General features: G+C 39.5%; 12 protein-coding genes, 1 other RNA gene and 1 pseudogene. 5 read left to right on the top strand and 9 right to left on the bottom strand.

Features of this window, described 5'->3' with window-relative positions; all coding sequences use genetic code 11:
* The first annotated feature begins 29 nt into the window (after positions 1–29).
* The 4 genes from ssrA (at position 30) to M1E96_RS06595 (ending at position 2,918) form a co-directional block, all read left to right on the top strand.
* Positions 30–393: a transfer-messenger RNA gene (ssrA, locus tag M1E96_RS06610) on the top strand.
* 183 nt (positions 394–576) lie between these two features.
* Entirely contained in the window at positions 577–1,818 is a 1,242-nt protein-coding gene (locus tag M1E96_RS06605; protein WP_104872823.1) for an integrase, read from the top strand.
* On the top strand, positions 1,811–1,954 hold the full coding sequence (locus M1E96_RS06600) for a hypothetical protein (protein WP_158660869.1): 144 nt from the start codon (positions 1,811–1,813) through the stop codon (positions 1,952–1,954). Before M1E96_RS06605 ends, M1E96_RS06600 begins: the two co-directional genes overlap by 8 nt.
* A 201-nt stretch (positions 1,955–2,155) precedes the next feature.
* Positions 2,156–2,918 (top strand): IS5 family transposase gene (locus tag M1E96_RS06595; protein ID WP_104872825.1). Its coding sequence is split into 2 segments (ribosomal slippage): positions 2,156–2,266 and positions 2,268–2,918, totalling 762 coding nucleotides; the frame shifts between segments, so codons are not numbered across the junction.
* 8 nt (positions 2,919–2,926) lie between these two features.
* Here M1E96_RS06595 and M1E96_RS06590 read toward each other — a convergent pair.
* From M1E96_RS06590 to M1E96_RS06560, 7 genes and pseudogenes are all read right to left on the bottom strand, one after another.
* Positions 2,927–3,367: a restriction endonuclease subunit S gene (locus M1E96_RS06590; RefSeq protein WP_104872826.1), complete on the bottom strand. Its 441-nt coding sequence runs from the start codon at positions 3,365–3,367 to the stop codon at positions 2,927–2,929.
* Positions 3,367–4,473: pseudogene (locus M1E96_RS06585) on the bottom strand (class I SAM-dependent DNA methyltransferase); the annotation flags it as partial. The gene M1E96_RS06590 and the pseudogene M1E96_RS06585, both read right to left, overlap by 1 nt.
* Before the next feature lie 175 nt (positions 4,474–4,648).
* Positions 4,649–5,674 (bottom strand): Eco57I restriction-modification methylase domain-containing protein, encoded by a 1,026-nt coding sequence (locus tag M1E96_RS06580; protein WP_249890796.1) that lies wholly within the window; start codon positions 5,672–5,674, stop codon positions 4,649–4,651.
* Complete coding sequence (locus tag M1E96_RS06575; RefSeq protein ID WP_249890795.1) at positions 5,674–8,931, bottom strand: DEAD/DEAH box helicase family protein; 3,258 nt, start codon at positions 8,929–8,931, stop codon at positions 5,674–5,676. Before M1E96_RS06575 ends, M1E96_RS06580 begins: the two co-directional genes overlap by 1 nt.
* A complete protein-coding gene (locus M1E96_RS06570) occupies positions 8,931–9,908 on the bottom strand; it encodes a hypothetical protein (protein ID WP_249890794.1) in 978 nt (325 codons plus the stop codon). The genes M1E96_RS06575 and M1E96_RS06570 overlap by 1 nt, the downstream gene beginning before the upstream one ends.
* A 319-nt stretch (positions 9,909–10,227) precedes the next feature.
* Positions 10,228–10,452 carry a hypothetical protein gene (locus M1E96_RS06565; RefSeq protein WP_249890793.1) on the bottom strand — a complete coding sequence of 75 codons (225 nt, stop codon included), beginning with the start codon at positions 10,450–10,452 and terminating at the stop codon, positions 10,228–10,230.
* Complete coding sequence (locus M1E96_RS06560) at positions 10,427–12,391, bottom strand: hypothetical protein (protein WP_369427440.1); 1,965 nt, start codon at positions 12,389–12,391, stop codon at positions 10,427–10,429. Before M1E96_RS06560 ends, M1E96_RS06565 begins: the two co-directional genes overlap by 26 nt.
* A 90-nt stretch (positions 12,392–12,481) precedes the next feature.
* On the opposite strand from M1E96_RS06560, the gene M1E96_RS06555 reads away from it, so the two are divergent.
* Positions 12,482–13,650, top strand: a protein-coding gene (locus M1E96_RS06555; RefSeq protein ID WP_094963256.1) for an IS3 family transposase whose coding sequence is annotated in 2 segments (ribosomal slippage) — positions 12,482–12,731 and positions 12,731–13,650 — 1,170 coding nt in all. Because the reading frame shifts where the segments join, the coding sequence is not laid out codon by codon here.
* 242 nt (positions 13,651–13,892) lie between these two features.
* Here M1E96_RS06555 and M1E96_RS06550 read toward each other — a convergent pair.
* A complete protein-coding gene (locus M1E96_RS06550) occupies positions 13,893–15,431 on the bottom strand; it encodes a hypothetical protein (RefSeq protein WP_369427439.1) in 1,539 nt (512 codons plus the stop codon).
* A complete protein-coding gene (locus tag M1E96_RS06545) occupies positions 15,424–16,692 on the bottom strand; it encodes a tyrosine-type recombinase/integrase (protein WP_369427438.1) in 1,269 nt (422 codons plus the stop codon). Before M1E96_RS06545 ends, M1E96_RS06550 begins: the two co-directional genes overlap by 8 nt.
* Between the last annotated feature and the right edge of the window lie 92 nt (positions 16,693–16,784).

Below are 16,784 nucleotides of genomic sequence, written 5' to 3'. Positions count from 1 at the left end.
TTTTTCTGTTATACTGCGTTCAACAACTTGGGGCTGATTCTGGATTCGACGGGATTTGCGAAACCCAAGGTGCATGCCGAGGGGCGGTTGGCCTCGTTAAAAGCCGCAAAAAAATAGTCGCAAACGACGAAAACTACGCACTAGCAGCTTAATAACCTGCTTAGAGCCCTCTCTCCCTAGCCTCCGTTCTTAGGACGGGGATCAAGAGAGGTCAAACCCAAAAGAACTCGTGTGGATGCCTTGCCTGGGGTTGAAGCATTAAATTTAATCAGGATAGTTTGTTGGTGGCGTGTCTGTCCGCAGCTGGCAAATAAAATTAAAGACTAGACTAAGCATGTAGTACCGAGGATGTAGAAATTTCGGACGCGGGTTCAACTCCCGCCAGCTCCACCAAATTATCTTCTAAGGACGTCCTAAGAAGACTAAAAAGCCCGCTAACTCAATGAGTTGCGGGCTTTTTTATGTCCTGCGCAGTCTGATGTCACCTAATTAAATCCAATCATCTTAGGCACCTTGATAGGCACCTCGTTAACCTTTATAGTTTTTGAGGTGCCTAAAAACAATGGAACATCAAAAATGGCAAGACAAACCAAACCCTTATCAGCAAAAGAGATCGACGCAGCAAAGCCAAAACAGAGTGATTATGTCCTCTATGATGGCGATGGATTAGAACTATTGGTTAAATCCAATGGCAGCAAGTTGTGGTCATTTCGCTACATTCGCCCTCTCACTAAAAAACGAGCTAAAAAGAGCCTTGGATCTTACCCTGCCGTCAGTCTTGCTGATGCACGTAGTTACCGCCTTGAAGCAAGAACACTACTCGCTAAGCAGATAGACCCACAAGATCACCATAAAGAGCAAGTCCGTAACACCTTAGAAGCTAAGGCAAATACCTTTCAACTAGTTGCTGAACGTTGGTGGGAAGTGAAGAAGTCCACCGTAACCGAAGATTATGGTAATGATATCTGGCGTTCACTTGAAAGAGATGTCTTCCCCGCTATTGGTGATATTAGTGTTACCGATATCAAAGCGCATATATTGGTTCAAGCAATACAACCAGTTCAAGCTAGAGGTGCGCTAGAAACTGTTCGCCGCCTATGTCAGCGTATCAACGAAGTGATGATCTACGCTCAAAATACTGGCTTAATTGATGCCGTACCAAGTATCAACATTGGTAAAGCTTTTGAAAAACCCAAGAAAAAGAATATGCCAAGTATTCCCCCAGATCAGCTGCCAAAGCTCATGCAGACAATGCGTACAGCTAGTATTAGTCTATCTACTCGATGCTTGTTTATGTGGCAGCTACTCACCATCTCGCGCCCTGCCGAAGCCGCTGAAACCCGTTGGGACGAAATCAACTTTGAGACCAAGGAATGGAAGATACCTGCTGCTAGAATGAAGATGAACCGTGAACATACCGTTCCGTTATCTGACGCTGCTTTAGCTATTCTAGAGCTAATGAAACCTCTCAGTGGTAATCGTGAGTTTATCTTTCCTAGCCGTATCAAGCCGACTCAACCCATGAATAGCCAAACCGTCAATGCTGCATTAAAACGTGCTGGATTCGGCGGTGTACTGGTTTCTCACGGTCTTCGATCAATTGCCAGCACCGCTCTCAATGAGCAAGGCTTCCCACCTGATGTTATCGAAGCCGCCCTAGCCCATGTTGATAAAAACGAAGTGAGACGCGCTTATAACCGCAGTGATTACTTAGAGCAAAGGCGCCCTATGATGCAATGGTGGGCTGATTTTATTGAGGAAGCAGATAGGGGGAGTATTATTGAAGGCGGGATAAGAGGGATATCGCTAGTTGGGTAGTTTGTATGTACCAGCTAAATTTAGCTGGTACAATAAAAACACAGAGCTAGATGTCTACTCTGTGCCAGAAGCAGACATTGATAACATTCTATCTGCATCAACTTGTGGGGAGCAGATCACGGCTTTATTACCTTAACCATGTCTATAAACTTTTTAGGGCCTTTAGATGGATGTTGAACCCGCTTCATATAATACTTTCTATGCTGTATTAATAACCAGCCCAAATATTCCTTAATCTTAGAGTAAACTAGAGCGTGTTTATCTTTTCGGTATAAAAAGCAGACAGCAAATGGGGCTGTTATAATGGTTTCGCCAAAAATCAAAAAAACACCCCCAAATGCCGAGACTTATGTTAACAGATGATAGCTGGAAGTTACTATCAAAGATCATGCACCTAACCGGACGTATTTATAACACACCAGCACATAGAATGACCCTTGAAGGTATTTTTATTCCGAATAAGAACAGGCATTCCATGGCGCGATTTACCTCGTCAATTTGGTGAATGGAATACGGTATTTAGACGTTTTAACCTTTGGTCAAAGAAAGGCGTGATGATGGAAATTTTCCAATTTCTATCTCGCTTCAATGATCCTCAGTGGCTATTTATTGATGCCAGTATCGTGAAAACGCATCAAGATGGAGCCAACGTTAAAGATGCTTCAAAGCAGGCTATAGGTAAAAGTCGAGGCGGCAACTCAACTAAAATACATTTAGCGGTAGATAGCAGTGGTCTTCCGGTTCATTTTGAGTTGTCAGGTGGGCAAGCCCATGATGTGAGTTATGCAGAAACATTGGTTACCTCTTCACCGGAAGCCGAAGTTGTTATTGCAGATAAAGGCTATGACTGTGAAGCCTTACGACAGTTGATAAAAAGCCGTCGGGGTCAGCATGTCATCCCAAGAAAAGGGAATAGTAAACAAGGGAATAAAGATATTGATTGGTGCTTATATCGATATCGTCATTTAGTTGAAAATGCCTTCCTAAAAATAAAGAAATACCGAGCAGTGGCGACTCGGTATGACAAATTAGCCCGAAATTATGAAAGTGTTGTTGCTTTAGCATTTTCAATCATGTGGCTCCCAATGTGGGTCGATTGAAATATGCACTACAAAGATAAACACGCTCTAGTTAGCCACCAAAATAAAAAACGAGAAGATATATCCTTACTTGGAACAATAGCTGCCATTGACTGATTACACGTAGAATCAATAGCTAGTTGAGCAACCATTCCTTTAGTCTTTCCTTGACCAGCTAAAGCCATTACCAACGATTCTTTTGGAATCCACTTAGCACTACTATTATTAAAAGCATCTCTAGTAATAAATGCTGATGGTTTTTCAATTAGGCTTTGGTTCACTGCGCCAGAGTTTAACCAAGGAATTGAACCATTTTCCCAGAACGATAAATTGTCTTTACTTGGTGTTCCACCTGAATAAAGGTGTGAAGTCCACTTCAAGCTAACTGACTGCCAATGACTTGGGAGAAAGTCGAACCATGCTGAGTTGTACTCCTTATACTCAGGATATTCTTTATAACGCCCTACCATTATGAATGCACCTCGTTAAGCAACTGCATAATTTCAGCCGATATCGCATCCAAATCTGCGTCAATCTCTGCTAATGCTCTCGGGGGCTCATAAACATAGAAATGGCGATTGAACGGAATTTCATAACCCACTATACCCACGTCACCATCTTTCGGGTCCAGCTTGCTTTTATCAATCCACGCATCCGGTACGTGTGGCAGAACTTCTCGAGCAAAGTAATCAGTAATATTTTCAGTGAGTGGTACGTTTTCGTTGTCGCGTAAATCAGGGTTAGCTTCAATCTGGCCTTTGGCTTTGCACACTTCAGCTTCATCGTCGTGCTCACCAAGGTGTTTGACAATCAGTTTTAGTTGTACTGCACTTAGTTTAACATCCACCAGCTTGCTTTTTAGCTGCTTGAGGAATTTATCACGAGACAAATATTTTTCGCCTTCAAATGACGCTAGCGCGTCAAGAATAGTTTGTTGAATGGGTTCATCCATTTTCTGCCAAACACTATCTGCTTGCAGAGCTTCGAGGCGTATAGCATCTTTCGGGAAAATGGCTAATTTCAGTGGACGTTCAACCGTAATTCGACGATAACCAAATTCTTTGTAATCAAAGATTTTACTAAAGTCGTTTTCTACAAACTGGCCGTATGTTTGCACGATTGTCTCAATCGCTTCTTCTGTTAGTTCTTTACGTTTACTACCTAGTGATTTACGCATGGCTGCATAAAACACATTTTCATCATCGCCTTCAATTTCACCGCCACCACTACGCCCGCGCCCGCCTGTTTTGGCACGTTCTTTTGACGCGTTAATTAGCTGAACCTTACCTTTGCGAATAGTTGGCTTATGGTTAGATAACACCCAAATATAAGTGGCAATACCCGTGTTGTAGAACATATCAGTAGGCAGCGCCACAATCGCTTCGAGTAAATCATTTTCCAGAATATAGCGTCTAATTTCACTCTCACCGCTACCCGCTCCGCCAGTAAAAAGAGGGGAACCATTTAGGATGATACCAATACGTGAACCACCTTCACTTTCAGGGCGCATTTTACTAATTAGGTGCATCAAAAACAGTAATGAACCATCAGATACACGAGGTAAGCCCGCACCAAATACAGATTACATAAGCATATGGTGACATGACACAAACCCTTGAAATCACTCACATGTAACGAATAAGAAAATGTCATCACTTTTATTAAAAAGGTGATGACATTTTAAAATTTATGTCACTAGCTGCGTTATTAATAAAATCGTAATTTTCTATTACGAATAGAAAGAGTAAGAGCTAATCCATAGCTTTTACTTTCGTTTCTATGAACTCTATTTCGGCAGCACTCAGACCATACTTTTTGTAAAGTTGCTGGTCTATCTCAGCAATAGGTTTAGACCAGTCGATATCAGAGTTAGGACTAAAGTCTTGTAGCGGGACTTTTGACCATGTTTCTTTAGTTGCATTATCCTGAGTAATTTTTTTTATCCCAAGCATTGCTCTAGTGAATTTGCATTTAAGGTACTTGAGTAAAGCAGTTGCTTGATTTTTATGCTCAAAGTTACCTATAGAGATGAATGTTTGAGTATGACCAATATTAGGCTCCCCAATCTCAGGTGTACTTAATACTTCCCCAAGAGCACCTGCCCCATTTGATTTCGTGACAAATACTTTCCAACCTTCAAGGTTTCCACCATGTTGTATATAAGATGCATTCACATACTTATAAATACGAGCATTATTTTGTCGCCCATATATCTGAACTTGTTCATGATGGTGAGGACTGTCAAAAAATATTTCCGGATATCTATCAAATACATTAGAACCCATTGACTTGGCTTCGTTACCTTTTGCTCTTCCTGTCAAATTAGGGTTTTCTTCTAGAAGCTTATCTGTAAATTTATACGAGCTACGTAAGTATAGGATCTGGTTTAGACTTATAAAGTTCTTAGAATTAACTACTTTCACCATAATATTTTGGAGCTCTTCAAACCTCGTAAAGGTGTCAATTGAGCCAAAAACTTCGTTTTTATCATGATATAGAACAGCTATTCCTCCTTTAATATCAGTGTTAACAAAGACTTCTGATGAATTTTGATTGAAATAAACAACTTTCAAATGCTCATTATTAAGCATTTTTTCATTCCAGTCTTTAGGGGTTTGACCAGCGTTAAATAAGAATCTTGCTGGAGAAATTAAGCAGTATATGGAGCTGATTTTCTCTGCTAGATTGTAGAAGTTTTGATAAATAGGACTATTACGATTATTACCAGCATTATCTTCTTGATAAGGAGGGTTTCCTACAACAACATCAAATTTCATTATGCATCTCCTCCAAAAAGTTTATTAAGTTTTTTAACAAAATCAGCTTCATCTTTAGCATACGGGGTAGTATCTAAGTGCACGATATGTGACTTATTAATACTTTCAGCTCTTTCGTCAAAACCAAAAATAAAGTTACAAGCAATGTTGTATATGATTTCACTAGGAGCAAAACCGTACACTTGATTCTCTAAGATGTGTTTTAGTCTTGCATCAGGGTCAGGTATTTTATCTTCTAATCCCACATATAATCTTTTTACAATCTCAGTGATATATAGTCCTGACTTCATATACAAGTCAGCAAATGTCTTATCAGGATTAGTAAATATATCTGGATTCTCTTCCTCCAGCTTATCTACCATCATTTTTACAACACGCTTAGGTGTAAATATCTGGTTTGTTTGCTGTGGAGGGATATAGTCAAAAATATCTTCTTCCTGACTGTCATCAAAGTAGTTTGCTAGCTCTCTACGCTTTTTAAGAAACTCAAAGACAGATTCATCGAATACAGTTTCATCAAAGAAGTTGTAAGTATCACGCAAAGTTCTAAACTGATCGAGTGCTATACCAGTAACCTCTTTAAATACGTTATCACTAATATGTGTATCGAAGTTTCGTAAAGAGGTTTGTGGATCGCCGTAAGCCATCAAAAACGAAGGAATAGTTCGAGCGAAGCCACGTAAGCGTGCTCTAACATCATCTTCAACTGTATTCTTCTTCTTCTCCTCAGCTTTCTGTAAAATGGCTTTGGTTGACCCCTTAGTTAACTCCTCAGTTTTCTCCCTAACCTTAGCTGTTAATTCTTCTTGATAGTCATTTCTAATCTGGGTTTGTGTGGTTTCATAGCGGGCTTTGGCTTCAGCTACTATACTAGAATCGTTATAGGCTTCCGCAATTTGTTTTTCATATTCAACTTCTGCTAGTCTTTTCTTGATTTCTGCCTGTCTTTTGGTCATTTCAACTTCACGAGCAAGAGCTTCAGCAGAGGTCCTAGCTGCTTGCTCAGCTACTTTATTAGACAGTCCATTTTCTTTAGCCAAATCCTTCAGAATCTGCTCAGTACTATCTTTAAAGCTCGCTCCAATCTCTTTTGATAAATCTGCCTCGAAATCTCTCGCCTGAGATTCAACCGTTGATGCTAAGTCAGCATAAAGTTTATCACCAAAACGAGCTTCTGTTTCTGAGATAATAATATCTTCTGCGACAAATGCATTGCCATCTTCATCCACTTCCACATCCTGTGTTTCTATTGGTTCTGACTTCTGACGAGGAACAGACTTACCTTGATCGACTGGATTTAATTGATCTAAGATCTCTCTAGCTTCATTAGATGCAAATATACCTGAGATGTTTTGGAAAAGCAGGTTAGACATGAAGCCACGACGAACTACTTCTTGGGCTTTAATTGTTTTAGGAATTGTTAAAACTTGAGTAGCGTCAAGTTCTACCATTCTTCCTTCTGCATCCTCTGCTATTACGGGAAAGAAATTTAGTAGTTGTTTAATATTTTCCTTACGATCATCGCTGGTGCCACCACCACCAGCAGTTTTTTTAGACAGGTTGTTGGCAAATTCTTCATAAATAATTAATGTGCGCTCAGGTGCAAAGTCAAATACATAGGCATTTTGTTTTTGGCACATCTGTCCATCAACTTCATATACCCAGGGGTTCTGTGCGCGAAAAGCAGATTGCATGTAAAGGCTTGGAGACTGAAGGTTAGATAGCATTAGCACTGCTGTCCATTCTGGGATAGTCACCCCAGTTGTAAGCTGCCCTACTGAAAGAGTGATAGTTTTATCATAGCTTTTAATAGCTTCCTTAACACGGTCGATTGCTTTATCGGTTATTGCTTGTTCATTATCATTGCCCCGCCCATCTCCTGCGGCTAGTATGACTTCGTAATTTTCAAAAACAGGATGGTTTTGCAGTAATTTTTGCAGGGCTTTAGCACTTGCAACACGATTTAACAACCAAAAAGTATGCTTCAACTCATTACGGAGCTCTTTGGTAGAAAAGGGGTATTTCTCGTTATGAGTCAGAGTGTCAAGCCATTTTTTAACATCTGCCTCATGTATAAACTTGCCACTATCATTTGTTTCAAAAAACTCATTTAAGTCAAAAGCATAATCAATATTTTCACCTTCGATTTGAGCGCCCTTATTCACCTTGTCGGTAATCATTTGGCTCATTTGATATGAAAATAGGTTTAGTTGGGGTAATTGCTCATAAGGATTATTTTCTTCTGGATTATCCCATGTAGCTTTTGCAAGTTGTTCATCAGCATAGGTCCAATTGAAAATCTCATCTTCTTTGAAATCACCTGATGCAACGGCTTTAAATGGTGTTCCAGATAAGTGTAGCGTAAAGTTTCGAGTAATATTATAAAAGGCCGTTTCTGTTTTGCGGGTATCTACACCCTCATGAGCTTCATCTATTACTAGCATGTCCCAATCTAGTTCTTTAACCCAACTTAGCTTATCGTAATTTCCTCCAAAAGCGATGGCTCCTTTTAAATCTTGCAGCGAGATAAATGCTATAAGTTTCTTCTTGCCATAAGTTATTTGATCGACGAACTGTTCACGTGTCATTACAGGACGATTTTTTAGTGAGTCATTGGTTGATACGAAAGCAAAGTCTGTTTGCCATGCAATAAACTTTTCAAAGTCATCAAACCATGAGTTTGCAATAGCAGGACGGTTAGTAACAATCAAAACTCTATTGGCATCTAGCCTACGAGCTAAATCATATGTGGAAAGTGTTTTACCAAATCTTGGCTTAGCATTCCATAAGAATTCTCCTTCAGGACCTCTCAGGATATACTCTAAAGCCATCTCTACGGCTTCGTTTTGCTCGTTTCGTAACTTGTAGTCTAAAGTGTCATTACCTTGCTCATAACGGCTATTTATAAAATCTTCAAAGTCATCTTTAGACTTGTTTGGCATGTTATTATAAAAGAACCATTCATAAGGTAAATCTTGCTTGACCCCTTTGTTCTTACGTAAATAGTTGTGGAGTTGCTTGTCTTTAAACCACTCATCTTTCGATTTAAACTTGGCAGGTGCTGACCAGAGCTTTAAGTATTTTAATTCTACAGCTGCCGTTTTAGTCTGCTCTTTAATTCTTTCATCAACGTCTTTGCGCTCTGTATAACCTATTTTCACCCAACCATATTTTTCTGAAAAGTCAGGCAGTGTATAAGCATAAATCTGTGGATAGATTAATTTTGTTGTTTCAATAGTGATGTCGCTGCTACTCATTATTTAACCCCTTTATCAAAAAACTCCATCTTTTTAGTATCCCAGTTCATGATTTTTACTCTCTTGCCTGGCTTTATTATCCATTCATCTTCACTATTATCATCATCAAATAATGCCAGCTGATCTTTGACTACTTTTTCTTTCTTACTTGATAGAGGAATAGTGTATTGCAAGCCATCCATTTGAAATAGGTTATAACTTATTATTTCTGCAATTTGCTTAAATAAACTATAAATAGGCTCTTCACGCCACTTCGCTAAATAATAATCTCTATAAGTGTAAAGTAGATTCTCACGAGCTAACAATAACGAGTCTCCACTCCACTCAAAGCCGTAACTTGATTGGTAGGCTTCTTTTACTAGTAATTGCCACTCAGCTTTATCATGAACTTCTGCATTAATTCTCTTTAATTTACGATCTACAAACCCAACTCGATCTTCGAGACTTATCAGCTCTCCTGTGTCCATATCATAACGTGAAGCCATGTAAGGAGCTTCACCACAGGTAATCTCTAGCCACTTACGTTTGATATAGGTTTCTAAGTCGTCATTGAGATAGTTCGAGTCTATAGCATCATTTTGTTTCTTGACTATCCAGGTAGGAGTAAATACTTCAGCTTTGGATTTAGTTCGCTCTTTTTGAATTTCTTGAGACTTTAAGGCTCTCGGCATAATAATTTGGCCTTTATCACCTGTAATAAGTTCTGGCTTAATCTGACAGGTTGCTGCATATCTGTTTTCACCATATTGAATATAATTATCAGTCGCCCAAATAATGTTTTTCTTGTGTCGAGATGTGGAAGTAGTTCTATCAATAAGCAATAAATCAAGAATATCCGGCATTTGCTCACGGACTGTATTCTCAGAAATGTCCGCAGGACCAAACTCAATAAGAGCGTCCCCATCCTGATGCTCATCATGACTTTTTGTACTATAAAGGCTCAAATCAAAAAGACTGCTGCTCTCAACCTGTGTCATATGTCTTCTATACTCATTATTGATGTTTAAGCTCATAAGCTTGTTTAATCCATTTTAATACACAACTTTTAAGTAAAAAGTGCTTTAGCTTTTTATGGCATCCTTGTGACTTCAATTGCAGGAAGCCTTGACTTCAATCTCTCATTCTCTAGAGTTAGCTCAATTATAAGTCTCTCAGCTTCCATTAGCTTTGATAAGGCTATATCATTTTGCGTCTTTAAATCATCCAGTTGCTGCTTGAGGCTTCTATTCTTAGCAGTCTTAGCAAGATTCTTTTGTCTGGTAGACTGCTGCGATGAATTGTCTTTATTTTCATCAATCAAGACTGTATTTTGTCGCATAAATCAGGGTATCGAGTTCGACGTAGTGCAGAGGGGTTAACCCCAGCTTCTTTAGCGACGTTATTTTGAGTTACAGGGGTCCCTTTGGGTAGTAATTCAGGATTACCTACCTTTAGACGTTCAAAGGCCTCTAGAAAGCGAATCTCAGCTCTTCCTGGCTGTTTTTTCTTGATGGTACTAGATTTGGATTGTATTGATGACATTTATTGCCCTCTCCGCGGATTCTATCTGTGCTTTTAATGATTGATATAATGGCGATTGATCATCTGCATTAGTTAGCTGTATTTGTAAGCTATTTTTAAGCTTATTAATTACAGGAAGCTTGCTTTTATCTAAAATTACTGCATTACAAGCCGACTTGTCATCAAACCCCATACAAGATGTAATATTGCTAATACCTCCATAGGGGCACGGTGGACCTTGATTAGCACAGCCACCTAAGAAAGTCTCACGATAGCTGACTTTCCCTTTCTTAGCTGCATTAATAAGTTGTTTGTGATCTTTTTCAGTTATTTCAGATAGTATTTGTTCTTTTCTTTTATCCCCATGCGGTGAAATGTAATTGTCAGACTGTAATTCTCTAAACTCTCTGGTAATGGTCTCATACATTTCTTTTAAGTATAGGCCACGGGCTTCGCTATTAAGCGGGGCTTTAAGCTTATAGTAGTTTTGACCATAATACCTGCTCATAGCTAAGCTAGCATGTTTTAGCTGATACTGTAGAGAAAACTCTGAAACAAGGCCACTGGCAAGCATATTGACAGCACCTGTACGTCTTAATTGATGCCATGAAAGAGGCCATATTTTTCCAACGTTATAGAGTTCTGGATTTAAGTTAGCAGTTAGACGACGAGCAATATCCAAATCTTCTTTAGTAATCGTCATTGTTTGCTGATTGAATAGTTTAGGGTATTTTTTGCATACCTCTTGATATGTTCTAGGGGTAATATACTCAACATCAATATTCAAATGATGCACTCTCCATGCTTCATAAGCATGGCACTGCAATGTAGGATTTGCTAGAAACTTTTTATTAAGAGTTAACTGTGAGTTATGCTTTGCTGCAGTAAGTCTAAGCTCAGTTATATGACGCATTGCGTCAATAGCATCTTTAACAGTGGATGGAACTATCCAACTCGCTTCTTTATCCTGAATCGTTTTAGTTGTTACCCCTTTAATAAGCCATATTTCACCGCCTGTTTCATCAACCTCGCTCTGTAGACAATCAATCCTTAAGCGACTGCATTCACTGATGTGCATCAATGAAAAGTTGGCAATGTAAGCCGTGCCACAAAAATTTATAAGATTTAAATAGTTAGACAAAGTCTCTAAAGTACACTTATTATTAGTTATCACCCATTTTTCTAAAATACAGTAAACACCAAACTTTATCGCAACATCTTTAATACTCATACGAATAGACTTTATACCTTTTTCAAATTTTTCAACTAAATCAAACTCTTTGGTTAACTTTTTAAAACTGTCTTTTTTTATTATCGAATGGCTGGGTTCATATGCTAATAAGCAATATATAAAAAACCTTTCTAGTTTTTCTTTATTCTGTAAATAGCTATCTAAGCATTCTTTCAGTCGAGTTAGTTGATAACTCCAAATTCTAGGTGGGATGTAGGCTGTTTGAGTTGGCTCATTTATATTCAGATACTTATTGAATATCTTCATTCCCTCTTCATCAAGAATATTAAATCCTAATTTTTTTGCATTAAAGCTGATGTCATGAAGGTATGTAAGTAAGTGTAGATGACTAAACTTCCCCTTTGTAGCGATCTCTTTAATAACTTCTGGGTATTTTGAAAGCTCTGAAACACATATGTTATGATTAGAACAAATCACAAAAAATGGTTTAATAGTTTCAAATCTGGATACTATTGTTCTTGCTTGAACGGGTACACCAGGGCCCCAAATCCACCAAGCTGTTACTAGCCTTAATAAGTTAGCGTTTTCTTTACTGACCTTATGACCGTTTCCTGGACCGTCTCCAAAATAAATTTTGAGCACACTTCCATGCCAAGATGAGAAATCCCATCTAATGTCTCCATACCTAGAAACCACCTTTCCCTCTGAGTCTATAACAACTGGAAAGTCATCTTCTGGTGGCCATGTATTAGGTCTAAAATTAGGCATATCTGTATTTATGTGTACTGTAGTGGTTTAATAAATTTGGCCACCTGAACAGAGGTGATATGCTCACCTCAGAACAACACAGGTGCCTTAATGAAAAAACGAAATTTCAGTGCAGAATTCAGACGTGAATCAGCTCAGCTGGTTGTGGATCAGAACTATACAGTTGCAGATGCCGCGAAAGCCATGAATGTCGGGCTTTCCACCTTGACGCGGTGGGTAAAGCAATTACGGGACGAACGGGCAGGCAAAACACCGAAAGCATCCCCTATCACGCCGGAACAAATTGAGATACGTGAGCTGAAGAAAAAAATTCAACGTATTGAAATGGAAAACGAAATATTAAAAAAGGCTACCGCGCTCTTGATGTCAGACTCCCTGAACAGGTCTCGGTGATCGGGAAACTCAGAGCGCATTATCCTGTGGCCACTCTTTGCTGCGTGTTCGGAGTTCACCGCAGCAGCTATAGATACCGGGAAAACCGGCCTGACAATCCGGACGGCAGGAGAGCCGTATTACGTAGTCAGGTTCAGGAGCTGCACGGCCTCAGTCATGGCTCAGCAGGAGCAAGAAGTATCGCTGTAATGGCAACACACAGGGGCTTCCGGATGGGACGATGGCTTGCCGGACGGCTAATGAAGGAGATGGGGCTGGTGAGCTGTCAGCAGCCTGTTCACCGGTATAAACGTGGCGGTCATGAACACATTGCTATCCCGAACCACCTTGAGCGACAGTTCGCAGTGACAGAGCCCAATCAGGTATGGTGCGGCGACGTAACGTATATCTGGACCGGTAAATGCTGGGCATACCTGGCCGTTGTACTCGACCTGTTCGCAAGGAAACCCGTGGGCTGGGCAATGTCATTTTCACCGGACAGCAAACTGACCACCAAAGCGCTGAAAATGGCATGGGAAATACGAAATAAGCCATCCGGGCTCATGTTCCACAGTGATCAGGGTAGCCACTATACAAGCAGGCAGTTCCGACAGTTACTGTGGCGATACCGGATAAAACAAAGTATGAGTAGGCGTGGTAACTGCTGGGATAACAGTCCGATGGAGCGCTTCTTCAGAAGTCTGAAAAATGAGTGGGTGCCGGTGACCGGCTACATCAGCTTCAGTGAAGCAGCCCATGCAATAACGGATTATATCGTCGGGTATTACAGCGAGGTCAGGCCGCATGAATATAACGGTGGATTACCACCAAACGAATCAGAAAACCAATACCGGAAAAACTCTAAAACCGTGGCCAATTTTAGTTGACCACTACATACACCTAAGACTGATAATCCTGGTAGCTTTGGTATAGTCATGTCATACCCTCTAACAAGTTAATAAACCCACTCCATTGTGGATGATAATGACCTGATCTAATAGAATCACGGGCTTCAACCACCCATTGTTCTCTAATAGAACTACTCTTTGCGATAGCATCTAATTTGAGATTTATCCTATTAATCACTAAACAGGCTGGATGTGTATAGTTTTTTTCTGAGGGTTTATATTCACCAAGCTCTAAGGTCTAAGGTCTTTAGCCTTAAGTGTGAGGCTAATTTCCAACAATAATCAGGACTCATGATATCCCTATGGTGTGTGCAAAAAATACAACCTTCTGGACTAATACAATCTGGAATAGGCGCCTCATCAGGAGCTGATGTTATTTTTTGAGGCCGACTCTGACCAATACAAACCCCAGGACCTGGCGATTCTATTGAGGGGATATAACTGTTATGGAAGTTTATTATTTCGCTTGTAGCACGTTGATGGTGAGGCCTTAAGTAGTCACGTACTAGCACTTCCGGACTATGCCCCATCTGGTCAGCTGTAAGGTTAAGATTATCAGTGTGCCTTATCAGCCAATTAACTCGTGTATTACGTAATTCAGAAGGTTTAATAAATTTGAGATCATTTTTTTTAAATAATATCCTTATAGAGCCAAGTGTTCTTTGCGAGCATCTAGCTGGGATAATACCTCTATTTATAAATGGAAAAAGCCTGTCATCAAGTTCTTTTAAACCAGTATCATTAAGCCATTTAAGATAGGTTTGAAGATGCTCTCTGTATGTATTGTAACAACTAAAGATAGCTTCGCCTTGTCTGCGCCCTTTGTAAACTCTGAATACATCATAATCCTCACCATTAGATTGCCATCTAAAGTCTTCCAATTTTAGTGAGTCCGCTTGAGCTAAATTCATTCCTGTCTGTGCCAAAAATATAAGAAGTTCAGCTCCAATACGAATATTTAGAATATTAGATCTTTTATTGCTTTCAAATAAACTTTCCCCATCTGGAAGAGCTTGCCTTGCTTTGATCGCTCTTGTCCTATCACTACTGCTTCTAATAGCAGATACGTCTAAATCAGGGTTTATGAGGTTGCCAGCTATGGTAATTAGCTTATTATTATCGAATGATAATCTAATGGGTACTGGGCCACGTACAGTTACTAAATCGAGTTTTTGACAGATTGCTGTTAAGATCCTACCAAACTCAAAAGTATAAGCTAAATTCTGTTTATCAGCCTGTGTACTTAATGATGACTTGTGTTTACTGGGTCTGGTTAGTCTTGTATTAAGCATTAAATTATGCCCAGGCTTATTTCCAGGCATACTTAGGGCTTTAGCAATAACATTAGCAACAGTTGACGCTCTTTTGTAAGCTACATAGTGCTTTAAGTCTTTTTTATAAAACACTCTGTAGACCAAATGTTCAGTCCAAGCATCAAAAGAAGATACAATTGTATCTTCTGAGCAGGGTAAATTATTACTATCCACCCATCTTAAAAAATCCCATAAATTTCTCAGATATGAAATTATCGTAGGCTGAGCAATACCAGATACTAGTAAACTCGTAAACATATTATGAAGTAGGTGAACTAAAGAAACTCTGTCACTGACTATCTCACCGAAGTAACCATCATCTATAAGCTCATTGACTTCATTTCTCTTGACTGATGTAGCATCTTTATACAGTAAAACCCTTAGGTCCCATGGCTCTGCATGAGTACCTATCATTATGCCCTTAAGTAGCAAATCTTGATTATTCATTTACTGCTTTACTCCTACTCAGTCCCATAAATGCTTCGGTAAAAGCATCTGATGCCTCCTTCATTAACTTACTAGTTTCAATAAATTTTACGTATTTCATAGTGGTACTGATATCTTTATGAAGACAAGCCTCTTTTACAAACTCAACAGCATCAGCTACAGGCATTGCATTCAATGCCACCTTCATTAATTCTGTTGCATAGGTAGCTCGTGTTCTATGAAAGTAGAAACCTCTAAGCACTGTAACTCCTGACTTTAAGCCAAGTTTCCTTAAGCGAGACATCTCTACGTTAATAGCGCTGCTACTATCTGCTTTATAATTATTACCGAATCTGCTAAGAAACAGTAGGTCCTGATCGTTTTCAGAAGACAATGATTGTCGCTTCAATCTTCTAATACTTGATGCATAATCAAGCAGCATTTCCAGTAATTCGTTAGGTATCGGTACAGAGCCACTAACATCAAACTTCGTATCAACAGGCGGATATGCACTTGGACCAACAGAAATAGTTTTAATTCCTACTTCTGGCACAGTAATGGCGTTTTGGAGGGTTGATACTTTTAGATCTGTGATTGAGCCTATGCGTAACCCTGTGAAAAAACCTATCCTTAACATAAGAGCTAGTTCTTTAGAAGCGTTCTCATCAGCGAAGTTTAGTACTTCTTTCATGGCTTTGACTGATAGTGGAAGCAAGCCATCCTCTAGTTGGACAGGACCAGCAACAGTTCGATTTGGAATGGCTAGATTGGTGCTTGCCACTTTAAGTGTGTGCTCCAAACCGAACTGATTAGTGAGCTTTATTCCTACAAACTTATCTTTCCACATTGGCCACTCAGTTGAAATTAATCCTAAATCTCTAGCCCACTTATAAAATCTTATTACAGCGGCCATTCTTTGAGATGCTGTGCTAGGAGCCAACTCTCCTGAATTTCTAGCTTGTATCAAAGCACCTCTAAATCGATTTAGACATCTTTCACTTTCACGGTCAGGGAATTGCCACCAGTCAATAGACTCAGATTCTAGCCATTTTGCATATGCAAGTAAGTGAGACATGTTTGATCGAACTGTTTTTATACTACTTCTAAACGAGGTGGCCTGTTCTAAAGCCCATAGGTTAGCTTCTGACCAAGTAGTGTTATCTTGCCAGATGATTTGAGGTAAGCCTTCAATATTTTGATGATTTGATTTAGTCCAGTGAACTTGATCGTTCTGGATATTAACTCGGAAAGGGTGGTAGTTAATTTGTCGGAGGGTAGCCACTTTAGTTCCTTAATCAATCAAAGCCTAGATCCGGTTTATGATCTTTCTTAAGGACTATTATAAATGGCAATTATTATGTCACCAGTTAATTA

It is taken from the genome of Providencia sp. PROV236, from assembly GCF_033676985.1.
Lineage (GTDB): Bacteria > Pseudomonadota > Gammaproteobacteria > Enterobacterales > Enterobacteriaceae > Providencia > Providencia manganoxydans.
The sequence above is the reverse complement of the archived record's forward strand: the minus strand, read 5'-3'. Positions and strand labels throughout refer to the sequence as shown.

Excerpts from the sequence above, each read along its gene's own strand:
- M1E96_RS06575 (WP_249890795.1), bottom strand. The coding sequence starts at position 8,931 with ATGAGTAGCAGCGACATCACTATTGAAACAACAAAATTAATCTATCCA.
- M1E96_RS06560 (WP_369427440.1), bottom strand. The coding sequence starts at position 12,391 with ATGCCTAATTTTAGACCTAATACATGGCCACCAGAAGATGACTTTCCA.
- M1E96_RS06565 (WP_249890793.1), bottom strand. The coding sequence starts at position 10,452 with ATGTCATCAATACAATCCAAATCTAGTACCATCAAGAAAAAACAGCCA.
- M1E96_RS06550 (WP_369427439.1), bottom strand. The coding sequence starts at position 15,431 with ATGAATAATCAAGATTTGCTACTTAAGGGCATAATGATAGGTACTCAT.
- M1E96_RS06590 (WP_104872826.1), bottom strand. The coding sequence starts at position 3,367 with ATGGTAGGGCGTTATAAAGAATATCCTGAGTATAAGGAGTACAACTCA.
- M1E96_RS06580 (WP_249890796.1), bottom strand. The coding sequence starts at position 5,674 with ATGAAATTTGATGTTGTTGTAGGAAACCCTCCTTATCAAGAAGATAAT.
- M1E96_RS06605 (WP_104872823.1), top strand. The coding sequence starts at position 577 with ATGGCAAGACAAACCAAACCCTTATCAGCAAAAGAGATCGACGCAGCA.
- M1E96_RS06570 (WP_249890794.1), bottom strand. The coding sequence starts at position 9,908 with ATGACACAGGTTGAGAGCAGCAGTCTTTTTGATTTGAGCCTTTATAGT.